Source organism: Acinetobacter sp. HA (genome assembly GCF_000264725.1).
In the GTDB taxonomy this organism is placed as follows: domain Bacteria; phylum Pseudomonadota; class Gammaproteobacteria; order Pseudomonadales; family Moraxellaceae; genus Acinetobacter; species Acinetobacter schindleri.
On sequence record NZ_AJXD01000074.1, the window covers coordinates 62,213 to 84,169 of the forward strand.

The window sequence follows — 21,957 nt, forward strand, 5'->3', positions numbered from 1 at the left end:
CACATGACAGACTTTTTCTATCAGGAACAAAACTGGCAGTCACAACTGAGTGACTTGATCACAAATCCGCAGGAATTATTACAACAACTGACACTCTCACCTGAGCAGCTACTTTCTGGCGCAATTCTGGCATCAGAACAATTCAAGTTACGGGTACCACGTGCTTTCGTTGGCAAAATGCAGACTGGTAATCCACTTGACCCCCTGTTACTGCAAGTCCTGCCACATCATCTGGAACTGGAAGAGTATCCGGGTTTTGTTACTGATCCTTTGGGTGAAGAACAGGCTAACCAGCAGCCAGGCGTCCTGCATAAATATAAGTCGCGTTTTCTGCTGACCCTGACCGGAGCCTGTGCGGTACATTGCCGATATTGCTTTAGACGTCACTTTCCTTATCAAGAAAATTTACCCAAGAATGAAGATTGGGAAAATATTAAAAGCTATCTGCAAAGCCAGCCAGATATTAATGAAGTGATCCTGAGCGGTGGTGATCCACTCACTCTTTCTAACCGGAAATTAAAACTCTGGATTGAACGTCTGGAAACTTTAACTCAACTTAAATTCTTAAGAATACATTCACGAGTTCCGATTGTAATCCCAAGCCGAATCGATGACGAGCTGACAAGCATGTTAAAAACAGTAGGCTACGTATTATTCTGGTGGTACACTCAAATCATGCATCTGAGCTGGATGATTACACCTGTAGCAAACTGAATCAGTTGGTTCAGCAACAGATTACCGTACTTAATCAGGCAGTGTTACTCAAAGGAGTAAATGATACTGCACCAGTTTTGGTCGATTTAAGTTATCGCTTGTTTGAAGCCGGAGTGATGCCGTATTATTTACATGTACTTGATAAAGTAAAAGGGGCGCATCATTTTGATTTGTCACCTAAGCATATAAACGAGATTTATACAGAAGTTTTAGCGAACTTACCCGGGTATTTGGTACCTAAACTTGTTCGGGAAATTGCGGGCGAAAAAAATAAGACACCGCTTTTTGGGGTTTCAACATTTTGAGTTAAATAATAAATGAGTAAACATAATTCAGATATTTTTCAAACGCCGACGGAACTTAAACTGGATCAACTGAGCTTTTGTCCAGCCAATGTAAAAGCCTTGCAGGAATGGGTTGCAGGAATTTCGATCCTGCAACTGGGGACATCCTCCAAGTCACTGTTCAGTGCCCTACTGGAAATCTCTGAACTGAAGTGCTCTGAAACCCTGCGTTTTGACCTGATTCAGGTACTGCATCCGACTCTTGAAAATGTACTGACCAGCCTGGAAAAACACTTCGTCAATCAAGGCCTGATTACTACTGACCGTAATGACCAGATTATTGAACTGGCAATGCTGCTGCGTAGTCATTTTGCCAAGGCCTATATTGATATTGCCAAGCGCTGTAATCATGAGCTGAATCACAGCAGTTTTTCTTTATTTAAACTGGGAAAAAAGAAAAGTCTGACCACGGCACGTATGGTTTCGATTTACTATGCCTTACAACAGCTCAGCCTGCTGCTGTATCAACAGCATATGCTGTATGGCAAGCCAGTGATGGGCCAATGGCTTGCAGCTCATCAGCTGCTTGAAATTGCAATGCAAAATAATTTCCATCAGAGCAATATCAATCAGGTCCTGGGTACTCAGCATGAGCTACAGAATATTTCGAATGCGTATGCACAGCTGATCCTGCTGGAAATCTTTAATACTCATCAAATCCGACCGGCAGAAATTCAGGGACTTTATCTTTGCAGTTTTGACTGGGCCAAACTGGTTCAGGTTTTACCTAAAGAGACTACCCTGTCCCGCTATGCAGTCGATAGCAGCAAAGACTTGCCACCAGTATATAACTCGCGTCTGAATGATCATTTCAAGCCGAGCATATTTATTGCCACTCAAAACCTGATGGAACATCTGGCGGGTACACAAACCAAAAATGCCCAGTATCTGTCGCGTAATGAAAAATTGTTCCTCACCCCAGCGCTGCATTTCCATATCTATAACCTGTTGACCACGACCATGGAACGTCGTCATGAACGTTATGAATACTCAGCGCATATCAATATCTGTTTTGGTTTGTCGGCTGCACATTTCTACCTGTCTCAGGGCAAAAACTTCCATGAAACCCTAGATGTTGAAGGCGGCTACAACTTCCAGAGTGAAAGTAGCTTTGTCAGCGCATCAGAAAATGCTGTACCAGGTTCGTTTAGTCATATCAAAGCCTTAGATCGTGAAGCCAAGCAGATTCACCATGCCGAAGTGCTGGACATCAGCGTCAATGGTTACCGGATTAAGTGGACCGGCGTTACTCCATCGAATCTGAAAACCGGCGAATTTATTCTGGTTCAGGAAAATGCCCAAAGCCAATGGCGTGGTGGTGTGATCCGCTGGATCAAACAGTCAACAGAAAAAAGTCTGGAACTAGGCTTGGAAATTCTGGCGCAAGACCTGTTCCCATGTGCAGTTTATGCACGGACCGACCGTCATCTGAAAAATTATCAGCCAGCTTTACTGGTACAGACAACCCAACTAGATCAGATTTCGAATAGTATTATTGTGTCAGGTGTACAGATGTTTAGGGAAAAACAGACGATTCACCTGCGTGTTGATGGTCGTGAACTAAAAATCTATCTGACCAAAGCACAGCTGATCACACAAAGCTTTATTCGATTTGACTATGAATTATTGAATGATCAGGAAGAACAGATCATTAAAGGCTTTATTCACAAGCAAATGAATGAAATCAATAATCACGACTTATGGGAAGCATTGAAGTGAGAAATCCATTATTGTCTAAAAAGTTAAAACGTACGGAAACACGTTTACTGATTATTGATGATAATCAAATTAGATTTAACCAGATTCGTGATCTGTTGACCGCCAATGAATATCAGGTGGATGCAGTTCTACTGGATGACCTGCAGAACTTTGAAAAGCAGTTGAATTTCAACTGGGACCTGATCATCTTTGGCCGTGCGTATGACCTGAAATATGAACAGGCACTCAGTCTGGTACGCCTATCGAAACAGCCAAACTTGCCGATTCTGCTGCTTAAACCTGATGACTATCAAGCTAATCAATATACTGGTTATATCCAGAAAGGTGTGTATGACATTTTGAATCTGGAATATCCAGAACGTTTTTACCTCGGTCTGGTACGTGCCCTGTCTTTCAGCCGTCTGACCCAGTCGCAGCAACATTTAATAGAAGAGCTGGAAACAGTACAAACTCAGGCACAATTACTGGTTGAAGACAGTAACAAAGCGGTAGCTACCATTCAGGAAGGCATTCACATTCAGGCCAATGAAGATTACCTGAAACTGTTTGGCCTGAATTCTGAAGATGACATTATCGGTTTGCCTTTACTCGATCTGTTACAGCCACAAGATCTAAACGAATTTAAGACCCGTTTTAAGAAAATTTCCCAAGGTCAGTTCGAGCTGGGTGGTTTTGAAATTCATTCAACCAATCCAAAGATTGCTGCAGTCAACCCCCTCAAGCTTGAGTTCCTGGCTTCTACCAGTGAAGAAGATGCTTTACAGCTAACGATTGATACTGCGAAAACTCAATCTGCTACAACAACTGAAAAAGCAGCAGTCAAGCCAAGTACGTTACAATTACTAAAACGCGAGCTGAACCGCGAGCCTGCCAATGCCAATGCATTGATCACCTTCTCTTTTGCTGCTTATGAGTCTCAAATTCTCAATGCAGATTGGGCGATCTACACAGGCTACTTCCATGAAGTTAAGAACTTCCTGAAAGAACAGGTTCGTGTATCGCTGTTTAAACTGGAACATGATGTCCTGGTCGGTATCATTCAGGCCGATTCTCAGGAAATTCTGGAATCTAAACTGATTGGGTTAGCTGCATTAACCAAACCGCAGTTGATTACAGTCAATCAGCAGACCTGCTCTCTGAACTTACGCATCGGTTATACCAAACTCGACGGTGAACTACATGATGAGGCACAGCTGGATCAGCATATTGCTCGTGCCTTCTCTACACCATTACCTCAAGCACAACAGTCTTCCGAATTTGTGCTGGATATTCCATCGGATATGCTTGCACCTGCAGAAGCTGTTCCAAGTCTGGAGTTCAGTATTGCCGAATCAGCTGCAGCCCAGTCAGCCTCTAGTCCAGTATCTGCACCAGTTCCAACGCCTGTAACACCAGCTACAGCCGCAGCACCTGTAGCGATGCCAGGTTCAATCCTGCATGCACTGCGTCAATGCTTGGAGCGTGGCGAAATCCATCTGAAATATCAGCAGCTGTATGACAAGGAAGATAGCAATCTGTATACCTATGAGGTTACCAGCGGTTTTATTTTTGAAAATAAATGGCAGGATATTTCCAAGCTGCTGGAACTGCGTGAAGATGATGAACTTTCAATCAAGCTAGATCGCTGGATTCTGGTTGAGTCTTGCAAGCAACTGCATAACTTTATCACCCAATATCCTGAAGCCCGCTTGATCGTAAACCTGAATCGTGCCGTGCTCTTCAAAGACCGTAGTTTTCCTGAGTTTATCTCCAAGCTGATTACGATTATTCGCAGTAAATTAAAGCATCCTCTCACTTTACAATTTGCTGAAGAGGATCTGATTCTGAACCGCGAGGATGCGCAGAAATATATCCGTATTCTGCGTGACCATGGCGCAGAGATTGCAATTCGTGAATTCGGCAATTCGATGTATAGTGAAACCTTGCTCCGTGAAATGGATGTAAATGCCTTAACAATCCATCCACAGCTCACTGCGCAATTGAATTCCAATACCGAGGAATTGCAGGAAAAAATTACTGGCTATCTGGAAATCAAACCAGTTTATCTCCTGTTACGTGAATTGAATGACATGACTTCCTTTGCCAATGCCTGGAATGTCGATGCACGCTTCATTCAAGGAGATTACTTCCAGAAAAAACTGGATCATCTGATTGACGTACAGGAGCGCTAAGCGCCTGTACCAAGCCTGAATATTGTGAATTCACAATATTCAGGCACAAAAAAACGGGCAAATTGCCCGTTTTTTTCATTTTGGGTATTAACGTTTAACAGAACGTGACATACCAGCAAAACGTTGTTTGAACTTGTCGATACGACCGCCAGTGTCAACGTTCTTTTGCTTACCAGTGTAGAATGGGTGGCAAGCTGAACATACGTCTAGGTAAAGCGTTTCTTTACCAACAGCTGAACGAGTTTCGATTACGTTACCACATGAACAAGTAGCAACTAGTTTTTCATATTTTGGGTGAATATCGGCGCGCATGGTCGATTCTCCATAAAGATCAAGAAGGTTTTGCTGTCATCGCAATTGATCACTCTCAGAAACTGAGGAAAGGCCAGAATCAAATTCAGGCAGATCAACACCACAACAGACCATTCTTTTGGCCCACCGAGACGGATGCCGTCAGAGCTAAGCACAACAAGTTGGGCAATATTATACGCGAAACAAATTTAATAAGCGAATTATTCTTCAGTTTTAACTTCAACCTGTTTGGACCACATATTGGCAACAATGCCGCAAACCATCAGCTGAATTTGATGGAAAATCATGATCGGCAATACAATCATGCCAATTGGCTGACCAATAAACAGGATTTGTGCCATCGGCACGCCGCTGGCTAAAGTTTTCTTGGAACCACAGAAAAAAATAGTTTTCTGATCCGCTTTATCAAAACCAATCCAGCGCGGCACAAACAGGGCCAGCAGCATCACCACAGTCAGCAAGACCGAACAGGCAATAATGAGCAGTAATAAGGTCGTTAAGCTTACCTGATGCCATAGCCCTGCCACAACGGCACTACTGAATGCGCCGTAAACCACCATGAGAATCGAACCCTGATCAAAAATCTTAACGATTTCTGGCATTTTCTTCATTTGTGGAAATACCCAAGGACGCAGAATTTGCCCAAGGATAAATGGCACCAGAAGCAGTAAAGTGATCTGCATAATAGATGAGGTTGGATCAAAACCATGTTGTGACTGACCCAAAATAAAAAAGGCTACTAATACTGGGGTAATAAACATACCGACAATATTGGAAAATGAGGCACTGCACACCGCACCGGCGACATTACCCTGTGCCACTGAAGTAAAGGCTATCGAAGACTGTACTGTTGATGGCAGGAAGCACATAAACAGGAAGCCCCAGTACAGTTCCTGACCTAATAACGGAACCAGGATCGGCTTGGCCAACAGACCAATTATAGGAAACAATGCAAAAGTAAATGCGAACACCAAGGTATGTAGTTTCCAGTGCATCAATCCTTCAACTACGGCCTCACGTGATAACTTGGCACCATGCAGAAAGAATAAGATAGCAATAGCAATCGTGGTAATAGATGAAAAGACTTCAGCCGCCTGTCCTGATACCGGAACAAAACTGGCAAGTATCACCATTATAAAAAGCAGTATAGTAAAACGGTCCAATGCCAATAACTTAAGCATATCCCTTCATCCCTTAAATTTTATTGTTTGATATAAAAATGCCCGGCTATCTTAACAGATACCGGGCCCAGGCTATGCACTCAGATTAATGTAATCTTTTCATCTATACATGAATATATTTCATATATCATGCTATCTAATTAACACTTAGTTGTTACGTGCGTTGTGGTCCTGCTGAATCAGTTCAATTTTATAACCATCTGGATCTTCGACAAATGCAATAACGGTTACACCGCCTTTCATTGGACCTGCTTCACGAACCACCTTGCCGCCACGAGCCTTGATTTCTTCACAGGCTTTATAAGCATCATCGACTGCAATCGCAATATGGCCATAAGCATTGCCAAGTTCATAACTGTCTGTATCCCAGTTATGTGTCAGCTCGAGCACGGTATGGTTCTTTTCATCACCATAACCTACAAATGCCAGAGTGAAACGACCTTCTTCATAATCACGCTTACGAAGTAAAGTCATACCAAGCACTTCAGTATAGAACTTTAATGACTGTTCCAGATTGCCTACACGTAACATGGTATGCAGCATGCGCATATTATTCATCCTTATTGCCAGATTGTTGTTGGTGTTCACCGAGTAATTTTCCAACCCAGACCACTAAAATGAGAATCGGAATCCCGATCAATGTGGTCATCAGGAAGAAGTTCGGATAACCGATATTGGTGACTATAGTACCTGAATATCCCCCTAAAATCTTAGGGGTTAGTGTCATAAGTGAGCTAAAAATCGCATATTGGACTGCAGTGAAAGATACGCTGGTCAAGCTGGATAAGAAGGCAATAAATGCTGCACCTGCCAGACCGGCAGCCAGGTTATCGACGATAATCGCAAAATACAGCCAGGCATCGCTATATGGCTTGATCACCTTGCCTGTCACTTCAATATCAGTATTACGATTCACATCCACAGGAACCAGTGGCTGGATATCGACATCAAGCCTCTTGGTATTTTTAGCATCATTGCTCGTCTGATAGACATGTGTCACTTGCTGAACAGCTCGCTCATCCTCCATCAGTACCGCACTGATTAAATGCGCTGGCGCAGATTTCAGTTTTTCTGCTGGAATAGCTGTACTAAACACCCCCTGTTCTTCCAGCTTGGCTTCAAAACGCTCATTATTCAGTTCATAAATGATCTTCTGATTATCTTGTAAAGCTTCACCGACATATTGACCACGAACCACAATACTTCCTTCTTCATTAGCATGAAGGGTATTGTCGCTGGTAATTGGTAGAATCTGCAGCTGTGCATTACCTGAAGTCTGCAGCAAATATGGCATGGACAGGCTAACTGTACTATCAGTCGTATTAGTATTGGCATAAGCCGCCTGAACCTGAATCTGCTTCGCATCAGCCAGTACCTGTACTGGCACCTTCACTTTCCAGTAACCGACTTCATCCGTATCTGCCTGATAGCGTTGCTGTCCAACCTGAATATCTACCGGATTTAGCTGTTGCCCGGATTTAACCAAACCAATAAAGATCAGATTGGTAGAACAGGCCAGAATGGCACCGACAAACATCAGCTTCATGATATTCATCTTCTGGGCCAATAATCCTCCCAGGAAACCACCTAAGAGGGAAAAGATCACCCCATAGACCTTCACTGCTTCAGCAATCTGCTCCTTGCTAAAGTTCATGTCCTGATAGAACACATTAGAAATCACACCAGCAATAATGTCTGAAACACGATAAAAACCAATCAGCAATAACAGGACCAAAGCCAGTTTTAGGCCATAGCGCTTGAAGAAATCTGCAACAGGATTGACCCAGGTTTCATAGGCCATTTCCCGGTTCACCGCACCCAGTTTCACCAAGGCGGCACCCACACCGAATGCGACTGCACCAGATCCGATAAAACGCAAAGATTCAAAAGTAAATAATGCAAAGGTATCCTGAATGGCAAACTGTTCAGTCAACATGCTCACCAGATTACCTGAATATACATAGCTCAATACAAAGCTAATGACCGCGACAAAAAACACCCCGACCAGGCGGAAATAATCACTGCGTATATAGGTTTTTCGTACACGATCGACCTGCGGTTCACGGATTGACAGCGTCGTGATAATCCCCACCAACATCACCGCAGCCATCGCCAGATAGGTCCATTTCCAGGCATCATAAATATAGTTACCTTTTGCGGTACCTAGGTAAGCGGCAAGGAACAATGCGCCCGCACCAGCGACAATCATACCAATACGGTAGCCTGCGTTATAAGTTGCAGCCAGCACGGTCTGCATCTGGGTTTCTGCCAGTTCAATACGGTAGGCATCAATCACAATATCCTGAGTTGCTGCGGAAAAGCCAAGCAAGACTGCACCAAGCGCCATCTGCTGAAGATGTAGTTGTCCTAAAGCCGGATCTGAAAAAGCCATAATACAGATCGCGCAGACAATCAGAATTTGTGCGATCAGCAACCAGGCACGACGTCGACCTAAAGCCTTAGTCAGGAATGGCACTGGTAGTTCATCAATCAGTGGTGCCCAGACAAACTTAAAGGAATAACCCAAGGCTGCCCAGCTAAAGAAAGTTACAGCACTTTTACTAATACCCGCTTCACCGAGCCAGAGAGACAGACTTGAAAAAATCAGGAGAATCGGTACACCGGCTGAAAAACCCAGAAACAGCATGATCAGCGCACGCCGATCCAAGAAGGCTGTAAAGGCGGATTTCCAACCCGTCGTTTGTGTTGTCATTGCTTTATTATTTTCCGCAAAAAACCAGTAGTTGCTATTCAATCCTTTAATACAGGATCTTTCAACAAGATTTACCATTTTCTCTGCATAGATCATTTTATTTTTTTACGCCAAAAGCGACATGTTGGCTTGAATTTTCCGGCTAATTCTGTATACCTTAAATCATTAATGCACTATTTCGTTTTGGACATCAACAGTGACCCAGAGACTCGATCAAATTCATTCTTCAATAACCGCCAATACGATTAACACTACCCTAACTGCACAACAAAACCATGCTGAACTATTAAAGACAGCATTTGAACAAAGCGAAATACAACCTACTCTTGAAAAAACTCGCTTGCAGCCCACGCAACTGACACATATTCCAAAACTGGATAAAATTCCGGCGTCGACCAAGCGTATTAAACCACTCAATAATTTTCTTGGTCAGGATCGTGCACGTGCCTCAGTTGAAGCCGGGATTGCCCTGCCATATTCAGGCTATAACATTTTTGCTGTCGGAACCGCAGGTCTTGGCAAGCGTACCATGGTCAAACGTCTGCTACAGCAACATGCCAAAACAGTAGCAACACCAAATGACTGGGTGTATGTTAATAATTTCCAGAATTCCCGCCAGCCGATTGCATTGCAGTTTCCTGCAGGTCAAGGTCCTAAATTCCAGGCGATGCTGCATCAAAGCTGGCAAACCATTCTTAAACAGCTGGAACGTCGTTTTACTGCGGAAACCTATTACAACCGTATTGAGATGATCCGTCAGCAAACCGGTGATGAACAGCAGCAAGCGCTGATTGAACTGACCCGTGAAGGTGAAGAATTCGATTTAAAGCTGATCTCTCGCAATGATGAGCACTGTTTTGTACCGGTTCATCTCAAAGATGACAAGTTACAGGAAATGACACAAGATGATCTGAATGCACTGAGCAATAAAGATCGTGCTGAAATTGCATCCAACATGCGTTACATGGATAAAAAACTAGAACGCCTGGGCCTGCTCCTCGGTGATCTGGAAGATGATGCCCGTGACCGTGTACAGGTACTCAACCGTGAGATTGCCAAACAGGTGGTTGTACCGCGTGTTGAACAGATGCTGGCTAAATTTAAAGATGTGGAAGGCCTGGATAAATATCTGAAGTTCTATGCGGAAGACATCATTAATAATGTCGAGATTGTGCTGGAACAGGAAGAAGATGACTTTACTCCTGGCCTGTTCAGTCGTGTGCCGTCCCGTTATCAGGCCAATGTCATTGTGACATATAAGCCAAACAGCGGTGCACCGGTGATCTTTGAAGATTTTCCAACCCATTACAACCTGCTCGGTCATGTAGAACAGTTAACCCAGAACGGTACGATTACCACTGACTTCACCTTGATCCGTCCGGGCTCAATGCATCGTGCCAATGGCGGCTTCCTGATGATTGAAGCCGAGCAACTCTTAGAACAACCGTATGCATGGCAAGGCCTAAAACGTGCATTGAAATCTGGTCAGCTGAAACTGTCTTCTTTAGAACATATGCTAACGTTAACTGGCAGTATTTCAATTGAGCCAGCGGCAATTCCACTTGATATCAAGATCGTGTTACTAGCTGAACCAGAGATCTATTATGAAATTCTGGAGCTCGAACCTGAGCTGGGTAGTATTTTTAAAATCCGTGCTGACTTTACAGATACATTACAACGTAATGACGAAAATGAGCAGGCTTATATGCAGCTCATTGCAGATTATGTTCAGGCAGACAAACTGTTGCCTTTTGACCGTTCTGCCTTGGCTGCCTTATTGACTGATTCCAGCCGTCAGGCTGAAGATCAAAGTTCCTTGTCATTACATGCGCTGACTTTGGGTGATTTGATTCGTGAAGCGCATCATCATGCCTTTAAAGCTGATGACAAAATGGTTTCAGAAAAACACATCAACACTGCCCTGGATCATCGCAAATATCGCTTAGGCTATTTACGTGAGCTATATTGGCAAGATCTGTCTCGTGGTACCCAGCTGATTGAGACACGTGGTCACCGTCTTGGTCAGATCAATGCCCTTTCTGTCATTCACTATGCGGACGTGGAATTTGGTTTACCTTCACGTTTAACTGCATCGGTCTATCAAGGTGGTGGTGACATTCTGGATATCGAACGCAGCGTGGAACTCGGTGGTTCACTACATGCCAAAAGCGTATTGCTGATGGCGTCTTTCCTGAAAGCGCATTTCGGTCGTGAACAAACCCTGCACTTCTCTGCAGCTCTGGCGTTTGAACAAAGTTACGGTCAGGTGGATGGTGACAGTGCTACTGTGGCTGAACTCTCTGCATTGATCTCAGCCATTAGCCAGCTGCCAATTGACCAGTCTTGGGCGATTACCGGTTCCATGAACCAGCTCGGTCAGGTACAGCCAATTGGTGGGGTAAATGCCAAGATTGAAGGTTTCTTCGATGCCTGCAAATTGCAAGGCTTGACTGGCAAGCAAGGTGTGATTATTCCACGTCAAAACATGCAGCATCTGATGCTGCGTAAAGATGTAATTGCAGCAGTTGAAGCAGGTCAGTTCCATATTCATGCGATTGATACCATCGATCAAGCACTGGAAATTCTAATGGCACGTCCAGTCGGTACCTTGGACAAGAAAGGCCGCTATAGCAAGCATTCAATTTATGCTGCGGTGATGGAGCAACTGGATTACTGGCAAGCTATTGAAGATGGTGCCGAGCTTGAGGAAGAAGAGCCAAAGAAAAAGAAAAAAAAGAAGAAAAAGAAAAAAGACAAAGCACCAGTAAAGGATATTCAGGCAGATCCAGATGCGCTTGCAGCAGCACTTGCGGCTGAATCAAAAGAACTGGAACAATCTGAAACCTCTGAGAATAAGGCAGAAAACTAATCCTGCCCTTTTCCATTTTAAGTGTTAAATTTCAGTCATAAAAAAGCGCTTCTCTGGAAGCGCTTTTTAACATCTGCAAGTCTAATAAATCTATTAAGCTTCAGGTGCCGGGCTGTATTGTTCAACTAAAGACTTCAATTCACCTTTCTGGAACATATCGAGCATGATATCGCTACCACCGATCAATTCACCATTGATCCACAATTGTGGGAAAGTTGGCCAGTTCGCAATAACTGGAAGAGTTGCGCGAATGTCTGGGTTTTCCAGAATATTCACATAAGCAAATGGACGACCAATTTGACTGAGTGCTTCAACCGCACGAGCAGAGAAACCACATTGTGGGAATTGTGGTGTGCCTTTCATATAAAGAAGTACTGCGTGTTTGGCAATTTGGTCACGAATTAACGCTTCTGTATCGCGTGCTTGTTCAGTCATTGATATATCCTCAATAAATCTGCTTCGCATTATACTCAAAATGAACTAAAACAGTATGTCTAAAATAATATTTCATGTTTTATTTACAATTCAGCTTTTATTCTGTTTGAGATTTTGCTTATATAGGTCCTGTCGTTATGTCTATATATGGCATCTATGACTTCAATTTTCAATCCACCTAACAGATAAGAGTTAGTCATGAAGAATATTACCCTTGCTCCTGTGCAAACTGATCAACCTTCACACTTGATGCCGGTATTTGGCCGTCAGCCGATCAGTTTTGTCCGAGGACAAGGTGCTTATCTTTATACTGAAGATGGTACTGAGTATCTAGATGCTCTGACCGGAATTGCAGTATGTGGGCTGGGTCATGCCCACCCGGTACTTGCTGAAGCAATTGCTGAACAGGCCACCACCCTGATTCACACCAGCAACCTGTTTGAAGTACCATGGCAGACTGCTGCTGCACAAAAACTGGCTGAAGTTTCAGGCATGGAAGAAATTTTCTTCTCGAATAGCGGTGCAGAATCCAATGAAGGTGCAATCAAGATTGCACGTAAATTTGGCCATATGCAAGGCATCGCTACACCAAAAATCATTGTGGCTGACCACTCTTTCCACGGTCGTACTTTGGCTACCCTCTCAGCGACAGGTAACAAAAAAGTTCAGGAAGGTTTCGGACCGCTGGTTGAAGGCTTTATCCGCGTACCATTTGGTGATATCGAAGCGATTCAGGAAGCAGCAATTAATCACCCTGACATCGTAGCTGTTTTCGTTGAACCGATTCAAGGTGAAGGCGGTGTCAATACTGCACCACAAGGCTTCAGCTACCTGGAAGAAATCCGTCAACTGTGCAACCAGCATAACTGGCTGATGATGTTGGATGAAGTTCAGACAGGTAATGGCCGTACCGGTAAATATTTTGCATATCAACATACCAACATTGTTCCAGATGTACTGACCACTGCAAAAGGTCTGGGTAATGGTTTTCCGATTGGTGCGGTGATGACCCAAGGACGTGGTGTTGGTGTTTTAACTGCCGGGAACCATGGTTCAACCTACAGCGGTACAGCACTAGGTTCACGTATTGTTTATACCATCCTTGATATTATGCAAAAAGAAAATATCGTGACGAATGCAGCAGAAAAAGGTGCTTATATCGTTGAGCAACTTTGTAGCCAGCTTGGTGATCAGAATGTCACTGTTCGTGGTTTTGGTCTGATGATTGGTATTGAATTGCCAAAAGCATGTGGCGAACTGGTAGATATCGCGCGTGATGAATATAAAACCATTATCAACGTAACTGCAGGCAATGTGGTACGTCTGCTGCCTACCCTGAACATTACTCAGGAACAGGCTGATCAACTGATTGAACGTCTGGTTAAAATGATTAAAGCATATCTGGCTTAATTTCTTAAAAGCCAGAAACATAAAAAGCCGCATCAAGCGGCTTTTTTAATTCTTTGCAGTTTATGATGCGATTTGCAACAAACGTCCGCCAGACAACTGGCCAAAATATTGTTTCAAGGTATCAAGACAACGGAGAATTTTTATAGGTTGTTGTTCACGTTTTGGCATGACTGCATATAGCGTAAATGGTTGTAATTTCCACTCAGGCAGGACTTCAATCAAAGAGCCGTTTATTAAATCTTTTTGTACATCCAGATATGACATGCGGGCAATGGTATTGCCATGCAGACACATCGACTTCGCCACAATACTATTATTGGTGTTTAGTCGTGAGCTCAGTTCAAGTTCAACTTTTTGGGCTGTATTGACATGCTGGAAATAAAATTGTTGATGATTGTTCAAATGACTGAGTGACAAAATGTCATGTTGCTTCAGATCATCCGGCTGTGTAATTAAAACAGATTGATTGATGTAACTCGGAGCTGTTACCAGAATCTGTTCAATCTGAATAAGTGGAACGACTTCAACATTGCTATCGTCGATGACTTGATCAAGGCGCAGTTCAATATCAACACGACCATCCTTCAGGTCAAGCGGTTGATCTTGTGTTTCAAACTGCATTGTCAAACCACGGTGCGCAGCCATCCAGTGCGACAATGCCGGAATCACATGCATTGAACACAGTTCTGCAGTTGCAACGATACGCAGGTCACCAACCAGATCATCACGTAGCTCATTGATACGGACTTTGCCACGTTCAGCAGCGGATAACATTTCCTGGCAGCTATAGAAAAAAGCCTGGCCTGCTTCAGTCAAACTCAATTTTCGTGTGGAACGGTTCAGGAGAATCACTTCCATGTCCTGCTCCAGCGATCGAATCTGCTGGCTTACGGCACTGGTGGTAATACCCAGTTCACGTGCAGCACCGCTAAACGAGTTTTTCTCTACAACACAAGCAAATACGCCCATTGCTCGAAGTTGATCTAACATAAATTCCCCTCTAAACTTATGAGGTGCTTCATCCTTTGATAAAAGCAACTCATTGTATTATACGGTGAAATTTAGCATTTGCACCTTTTTATTCAACTATTCGGTAAAACGGATGCAGGATTCACCGGTTTTCCATCCAGACGTACCTGGAATTCAAGCATGGTACGGGTTGTACCACTTGAACCCATTTCTGCAATCTTCTGGCCTGCGGTTACATTTTGACCACTTTTCACGTTAAGTTTACTGTTATGTGCATACGCAGTGATGTAGCCATTAATATGTTTGACCAGCACCAGATTGCCGTATTCTTTTAGAGCGTCAGCGGCATACACCACCTGACCATCAGCAGCAGCAAATACCGGATCACCAACATTACCTGCGTAACGTATGCCCTTAATATTTGAAGCCAGATTGTATTGCTGCAATACTGCACCATTCGATGGTTTTACCCAACGTAATCCGGATGACGGTACAGTTGTCACAGGAGCAGGTGTAGTGACTTTTGGTGTTACTGATGGTGTCGTTTTAACAGTGGTCTGCGCTGGAGTTACCGGCGTTGGAGCCACGACAGTTTTACGCTGGATAGGTGCTGAAGTATCAACGACTTGAGTAGTCGTACTGCGTTTGGTATTTTTCAAACGGATCGATTGACCGACATAAATACGATATGGCTCCGGAATGTCATTCATTTCCGCGACACTGATATAGCTCAGACCATAGCGTGCTGCAATGCCACTTAGGGTGTCACCTGAACGAACCGTATAAAAATCAGGTGCTGCAGCATAACGTGCGGAATTATTAATATAAGGTTTGGTTGCACACCCAGTTACGATAACTGCTGAAACCACTGCTGTTGTGAGTACTAACGTTTTAATCAGGCCTGTAGGCAAAGCAATAAAGCGTTTCGGTGACACCAGGAACATTATCTTCCTCTCTAACATCTATACGGTTTAAAAAACTCGATTAGATTAGCAAAAAAACACAGCAAATAAGGTTGCAATGTCCATCTATTCACAAAGTTATAACATTAGTTAGATTTTATTTAAAATCTGACCCTGTAATTCGTGAAGTACGTCATAGTTTGTAGCATCCATCTGGATTGGCGTCACACTGACATAACCATTGGCGATGGCAAAAAAGTCTGACTCAATTTCAGTTCCTTGATGCTTTGGCATTGCAACTGCTTCACCAGATAGACCAATCCAGTAAACCTGACGGCCACGTGGATCCACATGACTGCTAATGGGTTTAGACTGGCTACGGCGACCTTGGAAGGTCACTTTGGTTCCTTTTAGCTCAGCGATATCCGGAATATTGACATTAAAAATCTGACGCTCAGGCAATGCTGGCAAACCTGCTGCAATAAAGTCATGAACCCATTGCGCTGCAACACGATAATCTTCTGGTGAGGTATAAGCACGCACGTTTTGCCCACACAAAGAAATAGCCAGTGCAGGATGTTTTGCTAGACGACCTTCAAATGCTGCCCCCACTGTTCCTGAATACAATACATCATCCCCCAGATTGGCACCGCTATTAATGCCACTCACCACAAGATCGAATTCGACATCAAACAAACCATTCATGGCCAGATAGACACAGTCTGCCGGAGTACCATTTACTGCCCAAACATCTGGAGCAATCTGAATCGGTCGCAGTGGACGGTCAAGGGTTAATGCACTGGAAAATCCGCTACGTTCGCTTTCAGGTGCAACAACCACTACACGGCCTAAGGCTTTTAAGCTCTGCGCTAGTGCTTGTATGCCCGGAGCAAATACGCCATCATCATTTGATATCAATATATTCACAGCAAAATCCCGTTCGTCCCAAAAAATGACTGGTTGGGACATTTGTTTGTATTAGCCACGGAATTATATATATTTATCGTTCAACATCCATCTTTAATATATGTGGTTCATGATGATTAAAAATACGGTTGCTGTAGCCGCACTGGCTTTTGCTCTGACTGCTGGCCTGAGCTCTCCTGCTTTTTCAGCTGAAAATTTATCTGCTGAGGTAGATTTGACTATTAAGGAAGACCTGGCTTCAGTCCAAGTGCTCACTGAAGTTTGTCCGGGGATTGTGGGTAAAAATGCCAAATTTGAGCAGAACGCTCAACAGCTGATTAAACAATACTTATCCGATTATTCTGATAAATCGATGACTTATGACAAGATCCAACAGGACAAAGAATATCAGTCAGCACTTCAAGAAGCACGCCAGGAAGCCAAGCAAACCGCTAAAGATGAACATCAGGCAGTGTGTAATGACCTGATCACTCAACAAATCTAATTCAGACTTTCTGACAGGATGATGCAGCGCCATCATCCTGTTTATATAACGATTTTCTCCATTATTTTACTGCTTCCTTACATTTTTAATCTTTTCATTCCTTCAAAATTAGTTAATCTAAGCCCATCTTAATTTCTAATTTGAGCTTTTGATTTTCAATGAAAAATTTATTCATTAAAGCCTTTGGCATTTTTACTCTTTCAACTTTCAGCATTTTGACTACACAAAGTTTTGCAGCCGATACCAATATTGAAGTCACTCCGATTCAAGAAGTGACTCAGCATGAGCTTGCGGCCATTTATGTACTTTCAGAAATCTGTCCAGGTATGGTGAAAGACCAGAATAAATTTAAAGCGGGTTATAGCCAGCTGGTCAGTGAATATATGCCTGGTCAAAAGAACCCGGTAGAAGCCTTGAATCAGCTTAGCAAAAACACAAAATTCCAGCCGATCCTGAAAGAAGCACAACAGGATGCGCAGAAAGCAGGTCAGCAGAAAAATCAAGCGATTTGTACAGAACTCACCACTTATAGCAAATCCTGATTTTTTTCTGCCGCCATGCTTACAATACTTTTGAAATAAGCCGCTGCAAACCGTAGAAGTCCGCCTAGCTTTGTCCTAAAATGCTAGGCTCTTCGTGCTTACATCAAGATATTGGAACCTACTAGAAATGACCCAAAAAACTGCTCTTGCTGCATTATTATTAATTCCTAGTTTTAGCTTTGCAGCAACTGTCCTATCTGCACCACCAGAATTGAATAATAAATCTTATGTGCTAATGGACTACGAAACAGGGCAAATTCTCGCATCTAAAAATGAAAATGAAAAACTAGCCCCTGCTTCAATGACTAAAATGATGACCAGCTACATCATTGAACAAAAGTTATTAAGCGGTGAACTGACTGAAGATGAACAGGTTCGTATGAACGAATCGGCATGGTGTCGCGGTAGTAGTTCTGAATCATGTATGTATGTTCCGCTAAACGGCACGGCAACAGCACTTGAGATGCTGCGCGGTATCATCATCCAGTCAGGTAACGATGCTTCCAAAGCAATGGCAGAACATATTGCAGGTAACGAGGGTACCTTCGCACATATGATGAACCAGGAAGCAAAACGTATCGGCATGACCAATACCAGCTTTGTAAACTCAACCGGTATGCCTGCGGAAGGTCACTATTCGACTGCCAAAGATATGGCCATGCTGGCACAGCACATCATTAAAGACAGTTCAAAGTACTACCCGATTTATTCTGAAAAAGAGTTTACTTTTAACGGAATCAAGCAAGGCAACCGTAATGCCCTGCTGTATACAGATCCAAGTGTGGATGGTTTGAAAACCGGTCATACCAATGAAGCGGGTTACTGCTTAACGACTTCTGCAAAACGTGGTCCAATGCGTTTGATCTCTGTGATCTTCGGTGCGCCATCTATGCAGGATCGTGCAACACATACACGTGAACTTTTGGCATGGGGTTTTGCAAACTACGAAACTAAAAATGTTCAGGCCGGCAGACAAGTCTTAGCCAAGTCTAAGGTGTGGTTTGGTAAGGAAAATGAAGTTCAAATCGGCCTTGCTGAAAACTTCAATGTGACCATGCCAAAAGGCAAAGCGAATGAGATTAAAACGCAAATCGTAGTTCAACCTAAATTGACTGCACCTTTAAAACAAGGTCAAGTGGTAGGTAAATACGTTGCTTCTCTTGATGGTAAAGTGATTGCTGAAAAACCGCTTGTTGCACTAAAAGCTGTAGAAGAAGCTGGTTTCTTTGCGCGTATGCTGGATCATATCAAACAGTTCTTCAGTAACTTATTTTAAGTTTAAACAGACTGTTTTAGCCTTAGACTAAGACCAAAGCACTCATTCAGATGGGTGCTTTTTATTTTATACTCTATACATGACGTTTAAACTTTTAATGAATAGACCACTATGAGCCAAAACATACGTTCTTATTTAGACATGATCCCACAGATTGATGAATCTTGTTATATCGATCCTATGGGGATTGTGGTTGGCGATGTGGTTTTGGCTGAGAATGTCTCGGTTTGGCCTTTTGCCGTAATTCGTGGTGATGTCAATCATATCCGGATTGGCAAGAATTCCAATGTGCAGGATCATGCCATGTTGCATGTCAGTCATAAGAAAGCCGATAAGCCAGAAGGTTCGCCACTGATCATTGGTGAAGATGTCACCATTGGTCATCATGTAAAATTACACGGCTGCACCATTGGCAATCGCGTTTTGGTCGGTATTGGCACGATTATTTTAGATGATGTGATTGTTGAAGATGATGTGATGATTGGTGCGGGTTCACTTGTTCCGCCAAATAAAGTTTTGGAAAGTGGTTACTTGTATGTAGGAAGCCCTGTGAAAAAAGTGCGTCCACTTACCGACAAAGAAAAAGCTTTTTTGCCGTATTCAGCACAGAATTATGTGAAGGTTTCAGTTAACTATAAATAAACTTTAGACAATTTCATTTGTCGAAAGCTTAAATCTTCTGTATGTTCATTTAAAAAATAATTCAAAGAATAAAAACCATGAAACATACAGAAGATCATCATTGCCCGGATCGCAATGGACTATTAAATCAGACCAGAATTAATATTCGACAGTACGGCGTACAAATCATTTCGATCACTCATACTGACTATTCTCCACCTTTTAGCTATAGCATTGGTCTGTATGAAAGATTCCAGCATCCAGAAATTATCTGTTTTGGACTCACTGCTAAACTTAGTCAAACTATTCTGAATCATGTAACTGAGGTCGTTCAAAAAGGTCAACGCATCCAGCTCAGTAACACGTATCCGAATGTATTTTTTAAAGAAAGCCGCTGTAAGTTTCTAAAAGTTGATCGCAGAAATATCGGTGACTATTTTGGGATTGCGCAAAGCTATTACCAAGATGAAGCGTTTCCAGCCTTACAATTAGTCTGGACAGATCGGAATGATAAATTTCCTTGGGAAGATGGCTTCGAGGAAGTTTTTGAATTTGATCAGCCCCTGCTGGATCGCAATGCCGAGTTTAAATTCCGCGAACCACGGAATTTAGGCATTTATACGACTAGGCAATGGCTGGAACTGGAGCAGCCAATTGTTACCGTATTGCATGAACGCGATGGTGACTGGCAATTTTTGACGGCAGAACCCTTGGCTGAGGAGGATTATATACTGGTTGGATTAGAGCACATCCTCCAACGTGATCCAACCTTAAATGAAGTATTCGACCTGCAATATGGACAGGCAGCTGACCGGAAATTTATCGGGGATGAATGGATGATTACAGAACTAGAGGATAATGATCAACTCGCTGGTTAAAGTAGTGAGTTTAAGATGATATTTAACTCTCTTTAAACACCTAATATTTCATTTAAAAAAATTAAATACCGGGAGTTTTATAGCAATATCACTTCATGAATATCAGAATGGCCACTTCATTTCGAGTAGCCATTTTTAAAATTACGGAACAATCAGATAATCGTTCTTAAAGCTGTTTGCTTCAAAATCCCCTTCGATCAAATGTATAAATTTCTGATCAATCTGGTTTAACTCTAAACAGTCATCGACATCAATCACTGCATCGGTATGTGGTTTATACCAGCCTTTTTCAATTGCCAGTTTACCTTGGGCTTTAGCTTCTGTCTTGTTTTTGGCAGCCACAACCAGATATTTATGGACTTCCCCAAACTGGTCTGGAATATAAGCACCCAGATTAATCAAAAACAGTTTTAAACCGCTATTTACAGGCAAATCACTAATCTGGACCTGATAATTTACTCCTTGATAACTCACTCCATTGATTTTCATCCAGCCATCGACATGCAGGCCTTTTTGCAAGCCAAACCATTGTTGTTTTAAATATGGATACGCAGATTCAATATCTGAACTAATCACAGGAATTACATCATGTACTTCTACATTGGCTTTTTCATGTTTACCGCCCAGTAAGGTGATGTAGAAGTGCAGTTCAGACATAGGAGATTCCTTTAAATAGTAGAATAATAAAGTAAAGATCCATAGTTTAAATTAATTCGATTTCATTAGTTAAGAAGTATTCTCTACTCCGACTTACGAATAAAATGATATTTTTCCTTATTTTATAAAGTTTTAGGTAAATATTTTTAGGAGATATCAATAGAGTTCTATTTCGTATAACAGCGATTATATTAAATGGATTCACTTTTGATGTTATACAATTACCTAGATTTGAAAATAAGTACTATACATGTTGTAGTATTAGTTTAGATCCAAACATAGTAGACCTCTTTCATAAATCATTTTTTGCTCAGTTCCAAGTTGTAGATTCCAGCGATTAAATTGAATCTCAAACCAAGCCTTTTACCTCTATTTCGATAACGCTCAGCAAGGATTTTTGAAGGTTTTCAGGCTGCCAAATACATGCTCAATTCCGATTCTTCTTTTATTGATTTCCTGATTATAGATTTTCAATTCAGGATCCAATTTACAGTGTCTTTTGGCTTTTAATGGCAACAGGCTATTCGGATACAACACATAAATCCCCTGATAGCCTTTATCTGCAAGGATAAAAGCCCCAAAAGGAATCTGGTTTAAATTGCGTTTGAACAACTCGAAATCATGCACTGCACCGCGACTGGTACATAAACTCAGAATTTGCTGAGTTTTGTAGTGAATCATGGCCTGTACTTTAAAGGTATCGGTCTTTTTCTTGCCGCTATAGCTTTTCTTCTGTTTTTTTAGGCCTTTGGATTGGAATTTCCGTGGCATCCACGATCACAACATTCCAGTCGATGCCTTCGCCCTCGGGTAAATCTTTGGGTAAATTAAAC

At 42.5% G+C, this 21,957-nt stretch carries 19 protein-coding genes and 1 pseudogene; 10 read left to right on the forward strand and 10 right to left on the reverse strand.

What is annotated here, in order from left to right:
• The first annotated feature begins 3 nt into the window (after nt 1-3).
• The 3 genes and pseudogenes from epmB (at nt 4) to HADU_RS11390 (ending at nt 4,948) form a co-directional block, all read left to right on the forward strand.
• A pseudogene (epmB, locus tag HADU_RS11380) lies at nt 4-1,019 on the forward strand (EF-P beta-lysylation protein EpmB).
• 12 nt (nt 1,020-1,031) lie between these two features.
• A complete protein-coding gene (locus HADU_RS11385; protein WP_008306592.1) occupies nt 1,032-2,777 on the forward strand; it encodes a hypothetical protein in 1,746 nt (581 codons plus the stop codon).
• The gene (locus HADU_RS11390) at nt 2,759-4,948 is read left to right on the forward strand and encodes an EAL domain-containing protein (RefSeq protein WP_008306593.1); all 2,190 of its coding nucleotides are present in this window, start codon (nt 2,759-2,761) and stop codon (nt 4,946-4,948) included. Before HADU_RS11385 ends, HADU_RS11390 begins: the two co-directional genes overlap by 19 nt.
• 87 nt (nt 4,949-5,035) lie before the next feature.
• Here HADU_RS11390 and rpmE read toward each other — a convergent pair whose 3' ends face one another.
• The 4 genes from rpmE to HADU_RS11410 form a co-directional block, all read right to left on the reverse strand.
• Nucleotides 5,036-5,260: a 50S ribosomal protein L31 gene (gene rpmE, locus HADU_RS11395; protein ID WP_004782616.1), complete on the reverse strand. Its 225-nt coding sequence runs from the start codon at nt 5,258-5,260 to the stop codon at nt 5,036-5,038.
• Between the two features lie 200 nt (nt 5,261-5,460).
• Nucleotides 5,461-6,441 (reverse strand): bile acid:sodium symporter family protein, encoded by a 981-nt coding sequence (locus HADU_RS11400; RefSeq protein ID WP_008306594.1) that lies wholly within the window; start codon nt 6,439-6,441, stop codon nt 5,461-5,463.
• 147 nt (nt 6,442-6,588) lie between these two features.
• A complete protein-coding gene (gene gloA / locus HADU_RS11405) occupies nt 6,589-6,990 on the reverse strand; it encodes a lactoylglutathione lyase (protein WP_008306595.1) in 402 nt (133 codons plus the stop codon).
• Nucleotide 6,991: 1 nt separating this feature from the next.
• Nucleotides 6,992-9,154, reverse strand: coding sequence for an AmpG family muropeptide MFS transporter (locus tag HADU_RS11410; RefSeq protein ID WP_034592866.1), 2,163 nt, complete (start codon nt 9,152-9,154; stop codon nt 6,992-6,994).
• Between the two features lie 196 nt (nt 9,155-9,350).
• On the opposite strand from HADU_RS11410, the gene HADU_RS11415 reads away from it, so the two are divergent.
• Nucleotides 9,351-12,023, forward strand: coding sequence for a Lon protease family protein (locus tag HADU_RS11415; RefSeq protein WP_008306597.1), 2,673 nt, complete (start codon nt 9,351-9,353; stop codon nt 12,021-12,023).
• Nucleotides 12,024-12,116: 93 nt separating this feature from the next.
• Here HADU_RS11415 and grxD read toward each other — a convergent pair whose 3' ends face one another.
• The gene (grxD, locus tag HADU_RS11420; protein ID WP_004810457.1) at nt 12,117-12,458 is read right to left on the reverse strand and encodes a Grx4 family monothiol glutaredoxin; all 342 of its coding nucleotides are present in this window, start codon (nt 12,456-12,458) and stop codon (nt 12,117-12,119) included.
• Between the two features lie 198 nt (nt 12,459-12,656).
• On the opposite strand from grxD, the gene HADU_RS11425 reads away from it, so the two are divergent.
• On the forward strand, nt 12,657-13,868 hold the full coding sequence (locus tag HADU_RS11425; protein ID WP_005221525.1) for an aspartate aminotransferase family protein: 1,212 nt from the start codon (nt 12,657-12,659) through the stop codon (nt 13,866-13,868).
• A gap of 60 nt (nt 13,869-13,928) precedes the next feature.
• Here the strand turns inward: HADU_RS11425 and HADU_RS11430 are convergent, their stop codons facing one another.
• From HADU_RS11430 to surE, 3 genes are all read right to left on the reverse strand, one after another.
• Complete coding sequence (locus tag HADU_RS11430; protein WP_008306598.1) at nt 13,929-14,858, reverse strand: LysR family transcriptional regulator; 930 nt, start codon at nt 14,856-14,858, stop codon at nt 13,929-13,931.
• Nucleotides 14,859-14,950: 92 nt separating this feature from the next.
• On the reverse strand, nt 14,951-15,781 hold the full coding sequence (locus HADU_RS11435; RefSeq protein WP_008306599.1) for a peptidoglycan DD-metalloendopeptidase family protein: 831 nt from the start codon (nt 15,779-15,781) through the stop codon (nt 14,951-14,953).
• Nucleotides 15,782-15,889: 108 nt separating this feature from the next.
• Nucleotides 15,890-16,666 (reverse strand): 5'/3'-nucleotidase SurE, encoded by a 777-nt coding sequence (surE, locus tag HADU_RS11440; protein WP_008306600.1) that lies wholly within the window; start codon nt 16,664-16,666, stop codon nt 15,890-15,892.
• A gap of 109 nt (nt 16,667-16,775) precedes the next feature.
• Between surE and HADU_RS11445 the strand changes: the two genes are divergently transcribed.
• The 5 genes from HADU_RS11445 (at nt 16,776) to HADU_RS11465 (ending at nt 20,467) form a co-directional block, all read left to right on the forward strand.
• Nucleotides 16,776-17,150, forward strand: coding sequence for an MCR_0457 family protein (locus HADU_RS11445; RefSeq protein WP_004810466.1), 375 nt, complete (start codon nt 16,776-16,778; stop codon nt 17,148-17,150).
• Nucleotides 17,151-17,308: 158 nt separating this feature from the next.
• Nucleotides 17,309-17,692 (forward strand): MCR_0457 family protein, encoded by a 384-nt coding sequence (locus HADU_RS11450; RefSeq protein ID WP_004810468.1) that lies wholly within the window; start codon nt 17,309-17,311, stop codon nt 17,690-17,692.
• Between the two features lie 127 nt (nt 17,693-17,819).
• Nucleotides 17,820-18,968, forward strand: a complete 1,149-nt coding sequence (gene dacC / locus HADU_RS11455; RefSeq protein ID WP_004810469.1) for a D-alanyl-D-alanine carboxypeptidase PBP5/6 — start codon at nt 17,820-17,822, stop codon at nt 18,966-18,968.
• Nucleotides 18,969-19,079: 111 nt separating this feature from the next.
• The gene (locus HADU_RS11460; protein ID WP_005221508.1) at nt 19,080-19,610 is read left to right on the forward strand and encodes a gamma carbonic anhydrase family protein; all 531 of its coding nucleotides are present in this window, start codon (nt 19,080-19,082) and stop codon (nt 19,608-19,610) included.
• A 77-nt stretch (nt 19,611-19,687) separates the two neighbouring features.
• Nucleotides 19,688-20,467, forward strand: coding sequence for a DUF4262 domain-containing protein (locus tag HADU_RS11465; RefSeq protein ID WP_005221506.1), 780 nt, complete (start codon nt 19,688-19,690; stop codon nt 20,465-20,467).
• Between the two features lie 141 nt (nt 20,468-20,608).
• Here HADU_RS11465 and HADU_RS11470 read toward each other — a convergent pair whose 3' ends face one another.
• Nucleotides 20,609-21,124, reverse strand: a complete 516-nt coding sequence (locus HADU_RS11470) for a DUF1543 domain-containing protein (RefSeq protein ID WP_005221505.1) — start codon at nt 21,122-21,124, stop codon at nt 20,609-20,611.
• A 384-nt stretch (nt 21,125-21,508) separates the two neighbouring features.
• Nucleotides 21,509-21,895: a transposase gene (locus HADU_RS11475; protein WP_008306602.1), complete on the reverse strand. Its 387-nt coding sequence runs from the start codon at nt 21,893-21,895 to the stop codon at nt 21,509-21,511.
• Nucleotides 21,896-21,957 lie beyond the last annotated feature (62 nt).